The organism is Bacillus sp. CCNWLW194 (genome assembly GCF_037120585.1).
GTDB classification, from domain to species: Bacteria; Bacillota; Bacilli; order Bacillales; family Bacillaceae_G; genus Bacillus_A; species Bacillus_A basilensis.
Genome location: NZ_JBBBBL010000001.1, coordinates 269,307 through 286,720, shown reverse-complemented (window position 1 = coordinate 286,720; position 17,414 = coordinate 269,307). Strand labels below are relative to the sequence as shown.

Genomic DNA, 17,414 nt, shown 5'->3' with positions numbered 1-17,414 from the left:
GAGGTTTGAAGTTTATCTTCTCCCCTCTTATCTGCCAGAAAGTTTTACTTTCTGCTGGAATTAGCACCGTGCCTTTTGGCGTAAACGCCCCATTTCACAATGGTATTACGGTCGGTTGCTGGGCTTCATCGGGCCAAATCCCTCCACCTGCTCTTGATAAGAGTTGTATAATTTTTTGAATTTTTAACTTTATGTTGAAGACTATACCAAGAATAAAAATCACTTGTCAACATTTTATTTGTATAATTCTGGACGACGATCTGCAAAAACTGGAATTCCTTTGCGTACTTCTTTAATTTTCTCGAATGTAAGTTCTCCAAATAAAATTGATTCTTCTTCATTCGCTTCTACAACAACTTCGCCCCAAGGATCGACAATTAAAGAATGACCGGCAAACTCATTATTCGGATCTTTTCCTGCCCTATTACATGCAACAACATAACACTGATTTTCAACTGCTCTTGCTTGCAATAACAAACGCCAATGTGCTAAACGAACTAATGGCCATTCTGCTACAACAAATAAAACTTTTGCACCTTTAGCAGTATGAACGCGCATCCACTCTGGAAAACGAATGTCATAACAAATTGTGCCGGCACACTCTACATCATCTAACTTAAATTCACCTGTACTATTTCCAGCGATTAAATATTTATGTTCATCCATAAGCTGAAATAAATGTACTTTACTATATTCATTGACTAGTTCTCCTTTATTAGTTACAACATACATTGTATTTGTAACACCTTGTTCTGTTTGCTTTGCTATAGAACCACCAACAATATGTACACCATATTGTTTCGACCATTCTATCAACTTTTCTTTCGTTTCCAATCCATCCCTATCTGCAATTTCAGAAAGTCTCATTAAATCATAACCTGTTGTCCATAGTTCTGGTAAGACGATAACATCTGGTCTTTCCTTCATTGCTTCGCTTATTTTATTTTTAGCATTCTCAATATTTTTTTCTACATCTCCAAAGACAATATCCATTTGAATACATGCGACTTTCATTTTTTCAGCCCCATTCTCATTTTTTTCTTTACAAAATACTGGAAAGATTATATCATTTGTCACTAGAATTGTAACAACTTTCAAAAGAGGTGGAAAGTATGAAATTATTTCAACCTTCTGAGATAGTAACATCATTGCCAACACAATTTTTTGCTTCACTTGTTGCAAAAGTTAATAAAGTCGTTGCAGCTGGTCACGATGTTATTAATCTAGGTCAAGGTAATCCAGATCAACCAACGCCGCAGCATATCGTAAAAGCTTTACAAGATGCTGCAGAAAAGACCATTCATCATAAATATCCGCCATTTCGCGGACATGAAAGTTTAAAAGAAGCCGTGGCAACATTCTATCAACGTGAATATGATGTAGTAGTAAATCCAAAAACTGAAGTTGCTATTTTGTTTGGTGGAAAGGCTGGATTAGTAGAATTACCAGTTTGTTTTACAAACCCTGGTGATTCTATTCTCGTTCCCGATCCAGGCTATCCAGATTATTTATCAGGAGTTGCTTTAGCAAAAGCACAATTTAAAACAATGCCGCTTATTGCAGAAAATAATTTTTTACCAGATTATACGAAAATTGATGACTCTATTGCCGAGCGTGCAAAATTAATGTTTTTAAACTATCCAAATAATCCTACAGGTGCTACTGCATCAAAAGATTTTTTTGATGAAACTATTCATTTTGCTAATAAACACAATATATTAGTTGTTCATGATTTTGCTTACGGTGCTATTGGGTTCGATGGTCAAAAGCCTGTTAGTTTCTTACAAGCAGACGGTGCTAAAGATACAGGAATCGAAATTTACACATTATCGAAAACTTTCAATATGGCTGGCTGGCGCATCGCTTTTGCTGTAGGGAATGAAAGTGTGATCGAAACAATTAACTTATTACAAGATCATATGTATGTTAGTATTTTTGGGGCAGTTCAAGATGCTGCCCGCGAAGCACTATTAAGTTCACAGTCTTGCGTAATAGACCTTGTAAATAGTTATGAATCTCGAAGAAACGCTCTTATTTCAGCTTGTCACTCAATTGGTTGGAATGTAAACATTCCAACAGGATCATTCTTTGCATGGCTTCCTGTACCAAAAGGTTATACATCTGAGCAATTTTCTGATATTTTACTAGAAAAGGCACACGTTGCAGTTGCTCCTGGTGTTGGGTTTGGTGAACATGGCGAAGGGTACGTCCGTGTTGGTCTCTTGCATACAGAAGATAGATTACGAGAAGCCATTAATCGAATTGATAAATTAAATTTTTTCAAAAAATAATTGACAACACGAATAATATCTGACAAAATTCAGTTATCTTAAAAATTTAAACATTTCTAAATACTTCTTATCAAGAGCAGGTGGAGGGACGAGCCCGACGAAACCCGGCAACCGATCTACATAATTGTAGACACGGTGCTAATTCTCGCAGCATTACGCTGACAGATAAGGAGCTGGTTGTAAAAAAACCTCTCCTTAGCTGAGAGGTTTTTTTATTTAACTAGGAGGTTTTAACAATGAGCGGAATAATAGCGACGTATTTAATCCATGATGATTCACATAACTTAGAAAAAAAGGCCGAGCAAATTGCACTCGGATTAACAATTGGCTCTTGGACCCATTTACCAAATTTATTACAAGAACAATTAAAACAGCATAAAGGCAATGTCATTCATGTTGAGGAATTAGCTGAACAAGAACACACCAATTCGTATTTACGAAAAAAAGTAAAACGCGGGATTATTAAAATCGAATATCCGTTATTAAACTTCAGTCCAGATTTACCAGCGATTTTAACGACTACCTTTGGAAAGCTATCACTTGATGGCGAAGTAAAATTAATTGATTTAACTTTTTCAGATGAGTTAAAAGAGCATTTTCCTGGTCCAAAATTCGGGATAGATGGTATTCGAAACCTTTTACAAGTGCATGAGCGTCCCCTTTTAATGAGTATTTTTAAAGGAATGATTGGACGAAATATTGGGTATTTAAAAACGCAATTACGCGATCAAGCAATTGGTGGTGTAGATATAGTAAAAGATGATGAAATATTATTTGAAAATGCATTAACACCTCTTACGAAACGCATTGTATCGGGAAAAGAAGTTTTACAATCCGTATATGAAACATACGGACATAAAACGTTATATGCCGTAAATTTAACAGGACGAACTTTTGATTTAAAAGAAAATGCGAAACGTGCAGTGCAAGCTGGAGCTGATATTCTATTATTTAACGTATTTGCTTACGGACTAGATGTACTACAATCACTTGCAGAAGATGATGAAATCCCAGTTCCTATTATGGCACATCCTGCTGTAAGTGGTGCTTATTCAGCATCCAAGTTATATGGAGTTTCATCTCCATTATTACTCGGAAAGCTACTACGTTATGCTGGGGCTGACTTTTCATTATTCCCATCTCCATACGGAAGTGTTGCGCTAGAAAAAGAGGAGGCTCTTGCTATCTCAAAATATTTAACTAAAGACGATGCAGTTTTCAAGAAGAGCTTTTCTGTTCCGTCTGCTGGTATTCATCCTGGTTTCGTTCCCTTTATTCTACGAGATTTCGGTAAAGATGTTGTTATTAATGCTGGTGGCGGAATACACGGACATCCAAATGGGGCGCAAGGCGGCGGTAAAGCTTTCCGTGCTGCAATTGATGCTACTTTGCAAAATAAACCACTCCATGAAGTAGATGACATAAACTTGCATAGTGCACTACAAATATGGGGAAATCCCTCTCATGAGGTGAAATTATGAGTATTCAAGTATTTTGTGATTTTGATGGCACGATTACAAATAATGATAACATTATGTCCATTATGGAAAAATTCGCACCACCAGAAGCCGAAGAAGTAAAGAATAGAATTTTATCACAAGAGCTATCTATTCAAGAAGGTGTTTCTCAATTATTTCAATTAATACCTACTAATCTGCACGATGAGATTATTCAATTTTTAATAGAGACTGCTGAAATTCGTAATGGTTTTCATGAATTTATACAATTTGTAAATGAAAATGACATTTCTTTTTACGTTATATCAGGTGGAATGGATTTCTTCGTCTATCCACTCTTACAAGGACTCATTCCTAAAGAGCAAATTTACTGTAATGAAACTGACTTTTCAAGTGAATACATTACCGTTAAATGGCCTCATCCTTGTGATCATCATTGTCAAAATCATTGCGGATTATGCAAATCATCTTTAATCCGTAAATTAAGTGATACGAATGACTTCCATATTGTGATTGGAGATTCAATTACTGATTTACAAGCTGCAAAACAAGCAGATAAAGTATTTGCCCGTGACTTCCTTATTACAAAATGTGAAGAGAATCATATTGCTTATACACCTTTTGAAACATTTCATGATGTTCAATTTGCATTAAAACATTTGTTGGAGGTGAAATTATGAAACAACTGTTTCGTCAATGGTTTGACTTAAGCGAGATAAAAAAAGAATTAACAACACGAAATTGGTTTCCAGCAACGAGTGGTAATATTTCTATAAAGGTTAGTCATGAGCCACTTACTTTTCTTATTACAGCAAGTGGTAAAGATAAAACAAAAACGACTCCAGATGATTTTCTCCTAGTAGATCATCTAGGGGTTCCCGTATTAGAGACTGAATTACGCCCTTCAGCAGAAACAATCTTGCATACGCATATTTATAACAATACGAATGCTGGATGCGTACTTCATGTTCATACAACTGATAATAATGTCATCACAAACTTATATAGTGATACCGTCACCCTTCAAAATCAAGAAATTATTAAAGCTCTCGATATTTGGGAAGAAGGTGCAACAATCCACATTCCTATTATTGAAAACCATGCCCACATCCCAACGCTTGGAGAAACCTTCCGAAAGCATATACAAGGAGATTCGGGAGCAGTATTAATCCGTAACCATGGTATTACCGTATGGGGCCGAGATAGCTTTGATGCAAAGAAAAGATTAGAGGCTTATGAGTTTTTATTCCAATTTCATATAAAACTATTATCAATTCAAGGAGGCGTTTCTAATGGCGCAAATTCGTATTCATGAAGTAAATACTCGCATTGAAAATGAAGTGGAAGTATCTAAATTTTTACAAGAGGAAGGTGTTTTATATGAGAAATGGAATATTTCTAAACTTCCTCCTCATTTAAATGAAAATTATTCGTTAACAGATGAAAACAAAGCTGAAATATTAGCTGTGTTTTCAAAAGAAATCGCTGATGTTTCAGCACGTCGAGGTTATAAAGCATATGATGTAATTTCACTTTCAAATAGCACACCTAACCTTGACGAATTATTAATTAATTTTCAAAAAGAACACCATCATACTGATGATGAAGTTCGCTTTATTGTTAGCGGGCATGGCATCTTTGCTATTGAAGGCAAAGATGGGAAATTCTTTGACGTTGAACTTGAGCCAGGTGATCTCATATCTGTTCCTGAAAATGCAAGACATTATTTCACCTTGCAAGATGATCGTCAAGTTGTAGCTATTCGTATTTTTGTTACAGCTGAAGGCTGGGTTCCAATCTATTAAGGTAGTTAGTTGAATAAAAGGACTTGGATCCCCTTTTCCAACCTTTTATTCACTCTACATATATACATCCTCCTATGGAACAGGCTTATTTCAAAAAATGAAATAAGCCTGATTTTTTATTTTCTCAAACGTATGAGTCCTTCTGTTCAAAAACAATCTTCTCCTTCTATTTTTTAAGGGTATTTCTTAACACTTTTTGAACATTTATTGAACTTTTTTTGAATTTTTTCTGAAAATTCTGTTTTGTATATGATATACTACAAATAACTAAGAAGGAAAAGAATATCGCAAACAGAGGGGGATAATCATGAGTTTACTTATCGCACTTATACTAGGGGTTACGTGTGGAGCACTTCCTGTTATTCTAGGAGCTATTATGGAAGAGTTAGAAGTTGGTGTTTTAGGTTTTGTCGCATCTTGTGTAAGCGCTTTACTTTTTGGTTTGTTCGGCGCTATTCCTGTTTCAATTCTGTCTGCATTTTATATAATACGCCATGCTCGTGCAAAACAATTTGGTCCTAATCACATCGCGCAAGTTATTCCATTCCCAATTGAACGATGCCGCCGTGCTTCTAGCTTATAATTATAAAATTAAATATAAATAAATAAAAGTCCTCAAATGAGGACTTTTATTTATTTTCTTCTAGAAATTGAAACAATTCTTGTAAATGTAGGACATCTTCACTATAGCTAACAGATACGTGGCATATACCATCAATCTCTGCTTGCATATAAAGATCAACTCCATCTTGATCATATTTCAATGCCAAATAAAACTCCATTTCTTCTAGCATCTTTTTTGAAGTTCGAATAACGTAATGCCCTTTCTCATCTCTTCCATATTCGAATTTCGGTTCAAAATCATATTTTTGTTTAAAAGCTTCTTTTTGTTTTTCATTAATTTGTACACAAGTTGCTCGTTGTACAGCATCAATCATCTCATCAAATTTTTGAAGATCCATCTCACTTACCCCCTATGTATTTTTTGTATAACACTTGTGTTCCGCTATCCTCTTCCCCGTCTTTCATTAACTCTTCATACAATTCCTTCGCCAAACTTAAACCCGGTACTGGTAATTTTAATTTTTCAGCCTCATCTAAAGCAATCTTCATATCTTTCATAAAATGCTTTACATAAAATCCTGGTTCAAAATCTCCCTTTAACATTCGAGGAGCTAAATTACTCAATGACCAACTACCCGCTGCCCCAGTAGAAATACTCTCTAATACTTTATCTGGATCTAATCCAGCTTTTTTCGCATAAGCAACAGCTTCACATACCCCAATCATATTAGAAGCAATCGCAATTTGATTGCACATTTTTGTATGTTGTCCACTTCCAGCTGGTCCTTGCAACTGAATATTTGTTCCTAGTTTTTCAAATAACGGTAAACATTTTTCATATATTTCTTTCGCGCCACCGACCATAATTGCGAGTCTTGCTTCTTTCGCACCGACGTCTCCTCCAGATACAGGCGCATCTAACGTATATACATTCTTTCTTTTACCAGCTTCATTAATACGCTTTGCCAATGTTGGTGTAGATGTCGTGAAATCAATTGCGATTGTTCCTTCATTTGCATTCTCCAAAATCCCATCTATCCCAAAATACACTTCTTCTACATCATGTGGATATCCAACCATAGTCATTACAACATCAACTTGCTCTACTAACTCTTTCGGTGTATCACACCAATTTGCACCATCTTGCACTAAAGAGTCTGTCTTCGCTTTCGTTCTATTATATACATATACTTTATGACCATCTTGCATTAAATGATGAACCATACTTTTTCCCATTACTCCAATACCGATGAAACCTATTGATAAATTTTTATTTTCCATTTTCTCATCCCCTTTGTTCTAATAAATCACTTACCATCTTTCGGAACTCTTTATTAAAATCATCATCCATACTATTTTTCACATTTGAAAATAAAATAACAAAAGTCCCTTTTTCTTTATTAAAATTATTGAAAGTGTTCCAACCAGATAGTACACCATGATTATGAAAATAATCCGGATATATGTAAAAACTAAATGCATATTTCCGTTCTGTTGAAGGTGAAAACATCACTTGTATACTTTGTTCAGAAAGAAGTTTCCCATTTATAATCGCTTCGTCTAACTTCTTCATATCGCCAACTGTTGTATACATCTCACCGCATCCATATAACCAATCCATTAACAATTTTTTTGCAGGTTCAAGTACATTCTCTTTCTTTACATATCCTTTAGTAAAATGCTGATCTTCCTGAGCCATATTTCCCATACCGGATTCATGCATTTCTGCTTTAGTAAATATATTTTCTTTTATGTAATCTCCTAAAGGTTTTTTTGATATGCTTTCTATAATGTAGGCAAACACAATATAATTATAATCTGTATATTTCCAACCTGTGCCTGGTGGAAATTCTAATTTTTGGCTTCCACTCCAATTTACTAAGTTTATACGAGAAGCGGCATTCACTTTCCCTTTTCTGCTTTCTGGTAAACCTGATGTGTGTGTTAACAAATGATATAAAGTAATATTTTTATCTACTGGAAAAGAGGGAATATATTTATTTACATTATCTTGAATATTTAGCTTCCCTTGTTCCTGTAGCTGCAAAATAGATGTGGCCACAACTGTTTTCGTAATAGAACCGACACGATATTTCGTTTGAGGTGTATTCTCTATCTTATTTTGAACATCAGCATACCCATATCCTTTATTCAATATAACATGCTCTTTATCTGTTACTAAAACTGTTCCATTAAATTGCTTTCCTATTAAATATTGATCTAACTTTTGAGATATACTAGCATAATCAATTTGCTGTTCTTCTTTTTCTTCTATATTCTCTTGTACTTCTGATTCAATAGTAGGATTCACCTTAGTGGTTAATACAGTGCTTTCCTTTATATTGGGGTTATAGAGAAAATAGTATACTCCACCACAAACTACAACTGACAGCGAAGCCATCGTCATTATTTTTTTTATCATGTTGTTCCTCCATAATTCCTTCGTTCAAAATCCCCCCTACATTCTATTATCGAACAATAAAAAAAAATCGCAACAATTTGTTGCGAAAAATCACTTTTTTTCTTTTCTATATATACACACTTGATTTTTTCCATTTTTTTTCGCTTCATATAATGCAATATCCGCTCGTTGCATTAATTCTTCTCTTGTAATTCCTTGTTCATATAATGCAACTCCAAAACTCGCTGTTAATTTTGAAATTCCTGAGAATTGCTTTGTTTCAATGAAAAATCGTAATGATTCCGCAACCTGAAATGCTTCTTTTTCTACTGTATTAGTTACTAAAATAATAAATTCTTCTCCTCCCCACCTTGCAAACACATGTTGCTGCTCCACTTTAGATTTCATAAGCTCTGCAAGCTGAATTAATGCTAAGTCACCAAAATCATGGCCATACGTGTCATTTACTGTTTTAAAATTATCTATATCAAATAAAATAAGTGCTATGTTTTCATTATTACGCATCGCATTATCCCATTCTGCCTCTAGTATTTGTTGGAATTTCAAACGATTATAAATCTCTGTTAACGAATCTATCATAGCAAGCCTTTCTTGTTCTTGATAGATTTCATCTAATTCTGTAATCTCTGTACACTTCACAATAAATCTTGATAAATCTTCTGGCAATGGTGTCGCACGCAATAAAAAAGTTGACACTTCCCCTTCATAATTGGTCATCTTAATTCTTCTATCATATGATAATGTATCATCTAACCATGTTATATCATGAGTTGTTGAATAGTATCCATTTTCTCTAATGAAATGTTCAGCAAATACTAAATGTTGCTCACGATAGGCAAACAAATTTTCATATCCAAAAAACTCTAAAAAATTTGTATTACAATCAACAATCTCATCATCTTCTACTATAAATAATAGATCATTTTGAAAATCAAACATCGTTTGAAGTAGTTCTTGTTGCAAACTTACTTGCCGTACTAAAGAAAGCTGATACAAACTCTTATTCACTTCCTCTAACACCATTTGTGGAGTCACAGGGGCTATTACAATATTACGTATTCCTAACGTCAGCACTTCTGCAAACTCGCTTGTTATATGTTGATCCCAAATGACAATAAATGTACCCTGTGGATTATACATATTCTTTATATATTTTATTTGAGAAAAATCTGTTACATACATAATTACAATATGTGGTTTAGTCCTCTGAAACAATAATTCTCCTTCTTCGAAACTATTTGCTATAAACATACATTTTGGATGGATATTTTCTATCGTTTGTTGATGTGTGCATCCATTTTCTATATAAAGGACATTTAACTGAAGATCTTGTAATACATTTTGGAAAACCGTATTCTCTAATAAAAAATGTAGTATGTTCATCACTAGTCTTCACTCACTTCATATATCTTGTTCTACTGAATTCCTCACAAACATTTTAAAAGATTGTTCTCTAAAAACTCTAATCAGTGAGGAATTCATATTAACAAGCTAATTGAGAATGTTCTCTTCGTTTTTTCACTCTATAAATTCCTTTTTTAGTGTATGATTATAAGAATTGTATCGTTTGTATGAATGCCCTAGCTTCCCCTTTAAAACTTGACAATTAAAATAAATATATTATATTCTTAAATTCGACAACTTACAAAATGTAAGTAGAATATATTACATGTATTTTTTCATAATTTGATTTGTAATTTGGAGGATATATAATGACAAACGACAACTTTTTTAATGTTCTATACGAACGCACATCTACACGTGCATTCAACCCAGAAAAAGAAATTTCATCTACAGAGTTACACGAGATTCTAAAGGGCGCTGCTCAAGCACCTTCTGCTTGGAACTTACAGCACTGGAAATTCCTCGTATTCCAAGGTGAAGATGTACAGAAACGATTGCATCCAATTGCTTATAACCAGCAACAAATCCTTGATGCTTCAGCTGTAGTCGCTATTTTAGGTGATTTAGAAGCTTATAAAAACGTTGAACCAGTTTATGGTCCAATTGTAGAACAAGGATTTATGAAAGACGAAGCAAAAGAGCGCTTAGCTAAAAATATTGAGTCTGCATATGCTCGTGAACAATTCCCAAGAGATGCAGCCTTTTCAAATGCATCTTTAGCAGCAATGCAACTTATGCTTACGGCTAAAGCAACTGGCTGGGATACTTGTGCTATTGGTGGTTTCAACCCACAAGCACTTACAGAAGAATTCAATGTTTCATCTCGTTACGTACCAATTATGCTTATTACAATTGGTGAATCAACTTTAAAAGGTCATCCTGCACCTCGAATGAGCGTAGAGCAAGTAAGTGAATGGGCAAAATAATAAAAAACGAAGGTAATTTCATTACCTTCGTTTTTTTATGTTCTGTCACACATCAGTAATATTACAATGTATTATTCGACATCTACATATAAAAAAATAGTAAATTTCATGCTATTCCCATACAAATAAATGACGTTTTGTGTCGAATTTTGTTAAAGCAACGAAATATAACCGTGTATTTTTGTTACAATTGTGATACAATGATAACAAATAGATAACAAGAGAGGGATTTTCATTGAGTTCATACGGAAGCTTTATCGCACTTTTATGTTACATAGTAACTGTACTGCTTCTATATTTTATTGGCGATGCTGCAAACATTTCAGTTTTACAATTTCCAAAAGAAGAAGCGTTCCAATTAGAATCAGAAAAACATACTGCAAGATCCATTGTACCACTACTCCTAGCTCTTCCTGTATATATCATCGTTTTATATAAAAGCAAAAAAGTGTAAAGGCTCCCTATTTCATTCATTTCGGTGGTCTTTACATTTTTTTGTGATATCTATCCTATTTTAAACATCATCCCGTAATAAACACCCAGCTAGTCTTTTAAAATGAGAAAATCCCCTAGAAAAAATTCCACTCTCTGTCCAGTCACTCATTACCGAACTTACATAGATTATAAGTGTGAAGGGGGTGATGAGGATTATGTTTGGATCATTTGGATGCTGTGATAACTTTAGAGACTGTCATCATCATGAAAGAGAGTGCAGACATCATGAGAAAGAGAAAGAGAAAGAAGTAGTTAGACCACAACAACCAGCTGTATGTAACGTACTTGCTAGCATTTCAGTTGGAACAGAGCTTTCTCTTTTAAGCATTAAAGGTATCGGATCTTTCAACAATGTAATTTTTGAAGGTTTCGCTAACGGTGTTGCTCTTTTCTCTGCTTTAGCTCGTAATAATAATAACAAAGATAATAAAGACGACGACAAAGATGATAAGAACCGTCAACGTAATACTTTTAATGGTATTTTACGTGTATGCCCAACTGATATCGTTGCTATCGCTATCTAATTCTGTTCCTTATCCTCTATAGTAAGAAAATAAGATTTACTTTTCTCATAGAAAAAACCTGAGACCGATTTCAAATCGACTCAGGTTTTTTTATTGATTATATGCTTTTAACTAGTTCAACAACTTCTTCAGCAGTTGACATCATTAATGCTTTTTCTGCTAATGTTTCCATTTCTGCTTTTGACAACTTGCTTAGTTGTGTTCTTGCAGGAAGAATAGATGTTGCACTCATACTGAACTCATCTAAACCTAATCCTAATAATAATGGGATAGCAAGTGAATCTCCCGCCATCTCACCACACATACCAGCCCATTTACCTTCTTTATGAGCAGCATCGATAACCATTTTTACAAGACGTAAAATAGATGGGTTATACGGTTGGTATAAGTATGATACTTGTTCGTTCATACGGTCTGCAGCCATTGTGTATTGAATTAAGTCATTCGTTCCGATAGAGAAGAAATCAACTTCTTTCGCAAATTGATCTGCTAATACTGCTGAAGCTGGGATTTCAACCATCATACCAACTTCAATAGAATCAGAAACAGTTGTACCCGCTTCTACAAGTTTCGCTTTCTCTTCTAATAAGATCGCTTTCGCTTGACGGAACTCATCAAGAGTTGCAATCATTGGGAACATAATTTTTAAGTTACCGTATACGCTAGCACGAAGTAATGCACGAAGTTGTGTACGGAACACATCTTGCTCATCAAGACATAAGCGAATTGCACGGTATCCTAAGAATGGGTTCATTTCTTTTGGTAAATGTAAGTATGGAAGCTCTTTATCTCCACCGATGTCAAGTGTACGAACAACAACAGGTTGACCTTCTTTTACACCTTCAAGAACTGCTTTATACGCTTCGAACTGCTCTTCTTCTGTTGGAAGATTGTCACGGCCCATGTATAAGAATTCTGTACGGTATAAACCAACGCCTTCTCCGCCATTATCGATAATACCTTGTACATCATTTGGTGTTCCGATATTTGCAACAAGCTCAACGTGATGTCCGTCACTTGTTACAGTAGCTTGGTCTTTTAATTTTGCCCATTCAGTTTTTTGCTCTTCAAATTTCGCTTTCTTTTCTTCAAACGAGCGAAGAGTTTCTTCTGATGGATTTACAATTACTTCTCCATCTAAACCGTCGATGATTACGATATCGCCGTTTTGGATTTTCTCCATAACAACTTTCGTACCAACAACAGCTGGAATCTCCATAGAACGAGCCATAATTGCAGAGTGAGATGTACGTCCACCGATATCAGTAGTGAAACCTTTTGCATACTTACGGTTTAACTGAGCTGTATCAGATGGTGTTAAATCTTCAGCAATGATGATTACTTCTTCAGAAATTGTACCAGGATTTGAGAAGTTAATGCCTAGTAAATGTGCAAGAACACGCTTTGTTACGTCACGAATGTCCGCAGCACGTTCTTTCATATATTCGTTATCCATGTTTTCAAACATAGAAATAAACATTGATGCAACTTCATCCATTGCAAATTCAGCATTTACTTTTTCGCCATTTACTTTATCTTTTACTGGGTTTACTAATTCTGGATCATTTAACACTAATAAATGTGCTTCAAAGATCGCAGCTTTATCAGCACCTAGCTCAGCAAAAGCGTGATCCTTAATAGCTTCTAATTCAGTTTTTGCTTTCTCAAGCGCAGCTTCTAAGCGTGCAATTTCTGCAGCTTCGTTTGTAATTGATTTCTTTTCAATGTTAAATTCAGGATTTTCAAGTCTGAAAGCCTTTGCAATAGCAATCCCACTTGATGCAGCGATCCCTTGAATGTTAAGAGTCATTATTCTCCTAATCCTTCGTTTTTCATAGTTTCTTCGATAGCTGCTAGTGCTTGAGCTGCATCATCACCATTTGCAGTGATTTTAATTTCTGCGTTTTGTTGAATGCCTAAAGACATAACGCCCATGATTGATTTTAAGTTAACGTTTTTTCCGTTATACTCTAAGTTAATGTCAGAACCAAATTTGCTTGCAGTGTTTACAAGTAGAGTTGCTGGACGAGCATGAATTCCTGAGTCGCTAGTTACTTTAAAGATTTTTTCCATGATAATTTATCTCCTTTAAATTACAGTATTTTTTTAGTTGTATAGACGTGAGTACTACATCATCTATTGTATATAATAGGCGATGTTCGGTCAACCACATCGCCTATTATAATTATAAACATTTTGCGTCAAATTCCTACTGAATGTCAATAATTGCGTTTTCGCCCTTCTTAACATTTCCATCTTTTTTCAATTCGACTTGTTGCCCTTGTTGTAAATTTGTAAAGACAATTGGTGTAATGATAGATGGTGCATTTTCTTTTACAAATGCAAGATCTACTTTTAATAATGGTTGTCCTTGTTTCACTTTGTCGCCTTGTGCTACAAGTGCTTCAAAACCTTCACCATTTAATTTTACAGTATCAATACCAAAGTGGATTAAAATTTCTTTTCCGCCTTCAGATTGAATACCAATCGCATGCTTTGTAGGGAATACGTTGACGATTTCACCATTAACTGGAGAAACTACTGTTCCTTCTGTTGGCTCGATTGCAAATCCGTCTCCCATCATTTTTCCTGAGAATACTTGATCAGGTACTTCTGTAATCGATAAGATTTTCCCTTCAATTGGTGAAACGATTGTTTCGTTTGCATCAACTTGCTGAGGAGCTTCTTCTACTTTTACAGGCTCTTCTTTTTCAACATGAGGTGTACGACCTGACATAATATCATGAATTTGTGATTTTAATGTGTCAGATTTCGGTCCAAAAATAGCTTGAATGTTATTCCCAACTTCAAGTACACCAGCTGCTCCAAGCTCTTTTAAGCGATCTTTGTTTACATTCTTTTGTTCGTTAACTTGAACACGTAAACGAGTAATACAAGCGTCTAAAGAAGCAATGTTTTCTTTACCACCAAGTGCTACTAATACTTCACGAGGAAGTTCACCAGCTTCTGCTTTACCTGCACCGTCATTAGCATTTGCTACTTCACGACCAGGTGTTTTTAAATTCCATTTACGGATTGCAAAGCGGAATCCGAAGTAGTAAATAACTGCTAGCACAAGACCAACAATAATTACCCACCACCATGCTGTACGGCCTGGTAGTACACCGAATAACATAAAGTCAATTAAACCACCAGAGAATGTCATACCAATTTTAACACCTAAAATTTGCATTGTCATAAATGATAGACCAGCGAATACGGCGTGAATTCCGAATAGTACTGGTGCTACGAATAAGAATGAAAATTCAAGTGGCTCTGTAATACCTGTTAAGAAAGATGTTAATGCAGCAGAACCTAAAATACCAGCTGCTAATTTTTTATTTTCTGGACGTGCTTCATGGTACATTGCTAAAGCTGCTGCTGGAAGACCGAACATCATAAACGGATACTTACCAGTTGTAAATGTACCTGCTGTTAATTCTACACCGTCTTTTAACTGTGCCATAAAGATTTTTTGGTCACCACGGATTAATTCACCAGCTGCATTTGTATACTGACCAAATTCGAACCAGAATGGTGAATAGAAAATGTGATGTAATCCAAATGGAATTAATGAACGTTCAATTAAACCGAATATGAATGCTGCTAATGTTCTATTCGCATCAATCATTTGATGTGAGAACGTATTTAAGCCACCTTGAATGTATGGCCAAACGAAGCACATGATAATACCTACTACTAAAGAGAATGTTGCAGTTGCGATCGGTACGAAACGCTTACCTGCGAAGAAACCTAAGTATGATGGTAATTCAATGTTGAAGTATTTATTATAGCAATATGCCGCTACTATACCGACGATAATACCACCAAACACTCCAGTTTGTAGTGTTGGAATTCCTAATACATTTGCATATGCTGGATCTGTAAATCCAATTTTCACTGGATCTGCTCCAGAACTTGTTACTTTCACTAGCTTATCTACTTCTAAGAACACACTCATCGTTTTGTTCATAATTAAGTAACCGACGAATGCTGCTAAACCAGCTACTCCATCTCCACCAGCTAAACCAATTGCTACCCCAACTGCGAATAATAATGCAAGGTTAGCGAAAATAATATCACCAGATTGTTCCATAATTTTTGCTACCATTACGAACCAATCTGCTTTTAATGCAGGAATAACATTTGTTAACTGTGGATTTTGAAATGCATTACCAAATCCAAGTAAAATACCTGCTGCCGGTAAAATCGCAACTGGAAGCATTAACGCTTTTCCGACTTTTTGAAGAACACCAAAGATCTTCTTAAACATGGAAACCCTTCCTCTCTTATCTATATTGATACCTTCCGACAAACGCCAAAAAGACATGAGGAAAAAAAGATAGAACGATAGCTATACAAAGGGTAGTATATCCCTTTCTCTAGCTTACATTCCTTACTTTTCTCCACTCATGCCTGATCGAATCAGTAACACGTGTCAAAAATAGGTTTACGTATAAGTTCACTATAATTAAGGCAAACGTTTTCGTTATTTACCTTAATGTGTTTGTCGAAATTTGTATAACTTTGCAATAGTTATTATACATAACTATTGTAAGCGATTCAATGATTTTTTTTAACGTTTTCATTTTAGACAAAAATATATGTCTTTTTACACATGCTCTGCTTTCACTAAGCGCTGCAGGTGCATCGTTAAATATATGCTCTCTGCTTCATAAACAGGAAGTTGTAATTCTTTTTGCATGACCTTAACTAGCTTCCAAGCTAAATTATAGCAGACAGGGTATTCCGCCTTTAATAACTCAGCAAAACTTTGCGATTCCTCTACTTTCTCCCCTTTTTTCACCCGTTCAATAGCATATTGCAAATGACGGATAAGGCGTAAATAGTGGATACTTTCTTGGTCTAATGTAATTTGTAAGTTTGTCTCAATTAAAGATACAAGCTGTGCAATGAGACGGGAGTTTTGATTAACTGAAGATAGATCTGAATTTGTAAGTGAACTGTAAATATGGAGTGCAATAAAACCAACTTCTCCCTCTGGCAATGTAATTTGCAAACGAGAATTTAAAAGATCTACGACACCTTCAGCAATTTCATATTCTTCTGGATAGAGCATTTTCGTTTCAACTAAAAAAGGATTATCAATTGTAAGTCCTTGTTTTAATCGCTTAATTGCAAAAGAAATATGATCTGTTAAAGCGATATGAATATGTTCATTCAATGGTGATTTTGCTTTTTCTTGAATATAGAACATAATATCATTCATTAATTCAATTAATTTTTCGCTCACATGCGGCACTAACAGTTTGTATTGTTCACGATCACGTTCATTTTTTAAAACAAACATTTTTTCAATTTGTTCTTGCTCCAATACATCTTTCGCTTTCTTTCCAAATCCAATCCCTTTACCAATCACTACTACTTCCTCGTGTTCAGGATGGCTAGCAATGATGACATTATTATTTAAAACTTTTTTAATTTCTAGATAATTACTCATATAACACCACCCTCGTACTTAAATAGCCTGCTTTTATGTTACAGAACATTCTTATTTGTCGTCAA

Annotated in this window: 18 protein-coding genes and 2 riboswitches; of the genes, 9 read left to right on the top strand and 9 right to left on the bottom strand. The window is 34.9% G+C overall.

Annotated features, from left to right (window positions below):
• Window positions 1-24: 24 nt before the first annotated feature.
• A riboswitch (SAM riboswitch) is annotated at window positions 25-163 on the bottom strand.
• 71 nt (window positions 164-234) lie between these two features.
• On the bottom strand, window positions 235-1,098 hold the full coding sequence (locus V7S50_RS01660) for a carbon-nitrogen family hydrolase (protein ID WP_242252091.1): 864 nt from the start codon (window positions 1,096-1,098) through the stop codon (window positions 235-237).
• A 14-nt stretch (window positions 1,099-1,112) separates the two neighbouring features.
• On the opposite strand from V7S50_RS01660, the gene V7S50_RS01655 reads away from it, so the two are divergent.
• The 6 genes from V7S50_RS01655 to V7S50_RS01630 all read left to right on the top strand — a co-directional run bounded on the left by V7S50_RS01655 (window position 1,113) and on the right by V7S50_RS01630 (window position 6,136).
• A complete protein-coding gene (locus tag V7S50_RS01655; RefSeq protein ID WP_242252092.1) occupies window positions 1,113-2,291 on the top strand; it encodes a pyridoxal phosphate-dependent aminotransferase in 1,179 nt (392 codons plus the stop codon).
• Between the two features lie 64 nt (window positions 2,292-2,355).
• Window positions 2,356-2,463: riboswitch (SAM riboswitch) on the top strand.
• 64 nt (window positions 2,464-2,527) lie between these two features.
• The gene (mtnW, locus tag V7S50_RS01650) at window positions 2,528-3,772 is read left to right on the top strand and encodes a 2,3-diketo-5-methylthiopentyl-1-phosphate enolase (protein ID WP_242252093.1); all 1,245 of its coding nucleotides are present in this window, start codon (window positions 2,528-2,530) and stop codon (window positions 3,770-3,772) included.
• Window positions 3,769-4,428 carry a 2-hydroxy-3-keto-5-methylthiopentenyl-1-phosphate phosphatase gene (gene mtnX / locus V7S50_RS01645; RefSeq protein ID WP_063223102.1) on the top strand — a complete coding sequence of 220 codons (660 nt, stop codon included), beginning with the start codon at window positions 3,769-3,771 and terminating at the stop codon, window positions 4,426-4,428. Before mtnW ends, mtnX begins: the two co-directional genes overlap by 4 nt.
• Window positions 4,425-5,063, top strand: a complete 639-nt coding sequence (locus V7S50_RS01640; protein WP_063223101.1) for a methylthioribulose 1-phosphate dehydratase — start codon at window positions 4,425-4,427, stop codon at window positions 5,061-5,063. Before mtnX ends, V7S50_RS01640 begins: the two co-directional genes overlap by 4 nt.
• On the top strand, window positions 5,041-5,553 hold the full coding sequence (locus V7S50_RS01635) for a 1,2-dihydroxy-3-keto-5-methylthiopentene dioxygenase (RefSeq protein WP_336375965.1): 513 nt from the start codon (window positions 5,041-5,043) through the stop codon (window positions 5,551-5,553). The genes V7S50_RS01640 and V7S50_RS01635 overlap by 23 nt, the downstream gene beginning before the upstream one ends.
• Window positions 5,554-5,860: 307 nt before the next feature.
• On the top strand, window positions 5,861-6,136 hold the full coding sequence (locus V7S50_RS01630) for a hypothetical protein (RefSeq protein WP_063223099.1): 276 nt from the start codon (window positions 5,861-5,863) through the stop codon (window positions 6,134-6,136).
• Window positions 6,137-6,182: 46 nt separating this feature from the next.
• Here the strand turns inward: V7S50_RS01630 and V7S50_RS01625 are convergent, their stop codons facing one another.
• From V7S50_RS01625 to V7S50_RS01610, 4 genes are all read right to left on the bottom strand, one after another.
• Entirely contained in the window at window positions 6,183-6,515 is a 333-nt protein-coding gene (locus V7S50_RS01625; protein ID WP_242252095.1) for a DUF3909 family protein, read from the bottom strand.
• Window position 6,516: 1 nt separating this feature from the next.
• Window positions 6,517-7,398 carry an NAD(P)-dependent oxidoreductase gene (locus V7S50_RS01620; protein ID WP_242252096.1) on the bottom strand — a complete coding sequence of 294 codons (882 nt, stop codon included), beginning with the start codon at window positions 7,396-7,398 and terminating at the stop codon, window positions 6,517-6,519.
• A gap of 4 nt (window positions 7,399-7,402) precedes the next feature.
• Window positions 7,403-8,539 (bottom strand): serine hydrolase domain-containing protein, encoded by a 1,137-nt coding sequence (locus V7S50_RS01615; protein ID WP_242252097.1) that lies wholly within the window; start codon window positions 8,537-8,539, stop codon window positions 7,403-7,405.
• A gap of 90 nt (window positions 8,540-8,629) precedes the next feature.
• Window positions 8,630-9,922, bottom strand: a complete 1,293-nt coding sequence (locus tag V7S50_RS01610) for a GGDEF domain-containing protein (RefSeq protein ID WP_242252098.1) — start codon at window positions 9,920-9,922, stop codon at window positions 8,630-8,632.
• A gap of 329 nt (window positions 9,923-10,251) precedes the next feature.
• Here V7S50_RS01610 and V7S50_RS01605 point away from each other — a divergent pair, with 329 nt between their 5' ends.
• From V7S50_RS01605 to V7S50_RS01595, 3 genes are all read left to right on the top strand, one after another.
• On the top strand, window positions 10,252-10,869 hold the full coding sequence (locus tag V7S50_RS01605) for a nitroreductase family protein (RefSeq protein WP_242252100.1): 618 nt from the start codon (window positions 10,252-10,254) through the stop codon (window positions 10,867-10,869).
• Between the two features lie 235 nt (window positions 10,870-11,104).
• A complete protein-coding gene (locus V7S50_RS01600; RefSeq protein ID WP_000100487.1) occupies window positions 11,105-11,323 on the top strand; it encodes a hypothetical protein in 219 nt (72 codons plus the stop codon).
• 196 nt (window positions 11,324-11,519) lie between these two features.
• Window positions 11,520-11,888, top strand: coding sequence for a DUF3915 family protein (locus V7S50_RS01595; RefSeq protein ID WP_242252101.1), 369 nt, complete (start codon window positions 11,520-11,522; stop codon window positions 11,886-11,888).
• 97 nt (window positions 11,889-11,985) lie between these two features.
• On the opposite strand, the gene ptsP is transcribed toward V7S50_RS01595, so the two are convergent.
• From ptsP to glcT, 4 genes are all read right to left on the bottom strand, one after another.
• Window positions 11,986-13,698 carry a phosphoenolpyruvate--protein phosphotransferase gene (gene ptsP, locus V7S50_RS01590; RefSeq protein ID WP_242252102.1) on the bottom strand — a complete coding sequence of 571 codons (1,713 nt, stop codon included), beginning with the start codon at window positions 13,696-13,698 and terminating at the stop codon, window positions 11,986-11,988.
• Window positions 13,698-13,961, bottom strand: a complete 264-nt coding sequence (gene ptsH, locus V7S50_RS01585) for a phosphocarrier protein HPr (RefSeq protein ID WP_000411080.1) — start codon at window positions 13,959-13,961, stop codon at window positions 13,698-13,700. Before ptsH ends, ptsP begins: the two co-directional genes overlap by 1 nt.
• Before the next feature lie 136 nt (window positions 13,962-14,097).
• Complete coding sequence (gene ptsG, locus V7S50_RS01580; RefSeq protein WP_242252103.1) at window positions 14,098-16,161, bottom strand: PTS glucose transporter subunit IIABC; 2,064 nt, start codon at window positions 16,159-16,161, stop codon at window positions 14,098-14,100.
• A gap of 339 nt (window positions 16,162-16,500) precedes the next feature.
• On the bottom strand, window positions 16,501-17,349 hold the full coding sequence (gene glcT, locus V7S50_RS01575) for a glucose PTS transporter transcription antiterminator GlcT (protein WP_060632136.1): 849 nt from the start codon (window positions 17,347-17,349) through the stop codon (window positions 16,501-16,503).
• Window positions 17,350-17,414 lie beyond the last annotated feature (65 nt).

Excerpts from the sequence above, each read along its gene's own strand:
- V7S50_RS01620 (WP_242252096.1), bottom strand. The coding sequence starts at position 7,398 with ATGGAAAATAAAAATTTATCAATAGGTTTCATCGGTATTGGAGTAATG.
- glcT (WP_060632136.1), bottom strand. The coding sequence starts at position 17,349 with ATGAGTAATTATCTAGAAATTAAAAAAGTTTTAAATAATAATGTCATC.
- V7S50_RS01615 (WP_242252097.1), bottom strand. The coding sequence starts at position 8,539 with ATGATAAAAAAAATAATGACGATGGCTTCGCTGTCAGTTGTAGTTTGT.
- V7S50_RS01640 (WP_063223101.1), top strand. The coding sequence starts at position 4,425 with ATGAAACAACTGTTTCGTCAATGGTTTGACTTAAGCGAGATAAAAAAA.
- mtnW (WP_242252093.1), top strand. The coding sequence starts at position 2,528 with ATGAGCGGAATAATAGCGACGTATTTAATCCATGATGATTCACATAAC.
- V7S50_RS01595 (WP_242252101.1), top strand. The coding sequence starts at position 11,520 with ATGTTTGGATCATTTGGATGCTGTGATAACTTTAGAGACTGTCATCAT.
- V7S50_RS01635 (WP_336375965.1), top strand. The coding sequence starts at position 5,041 with ATGGCGCAAATTCGTATTCATGAAGTAAATACTCGCATTGAAAATGAA.
- V7S50_RS01610 (WP_242252098.1), bottom strand. The coding sequence starts at position 9,922 with ATGAACATACTACATTTTTTATTAGAGAATACGGTTTTCCAAAATGTA.
- ptsP (WP_242252102.1), bottom strand. The coding sequence starts at position 13,698 with ATGACTCTTAACATTCAAGGGATCGCTGCATCAAGTGGGATTGCTATT.
- V7S50_RS01605 (WP_242252100.1), top strand. The coding sequence starts at position 10,252 with ATGACAAACGACAACTTTTTTAATGTTCTATACGAACGCACATCTACA.
- V7S50_RS01630 (WP_063223099.1), top strand. The coding sequence starts at position 5,861 with ATGAGTTTACTTATCGCACTTATACTAGGGGTTACGTGTGGAGCACTT.
- ptsG (WP_242252103.1), bottom strand. The coding sequence starts at position 16,161 with ATGTTTAAGAAGATCTTTGGTGTTCTTCAAAAAGTCGGAAAAGCGTTA.
- mtnX (WP_063223102.1), top strand. The coding sequence starts at position 3,769 with ATGAGTATTCAAGTATTTTGTGATTTTGATGGCACGATTACAAATAAT.
- V7S50_RS01625 (WP_242252095.1), bottom strand. The coding sequence starts at position 6,515 with ATGGATCTTCAAAAATTTGATGAGATGATTGATGCTGTACAACGAGCA.
- V7S50_RS01655 (WP_242252092.1), top strand. The coding sequence starts at position 1,113 with ATGAAATTATTTCAACCTTCTGAGATAGTAACATCATTGCCAACACAA.
- ptsH (WP_000411080.1), bottom strand. The coding sequence starts at position 13,961 with ATGGAAAAAATCTTTAAAGTAACTAGCGACTCAGGAATTCATGCTCGT.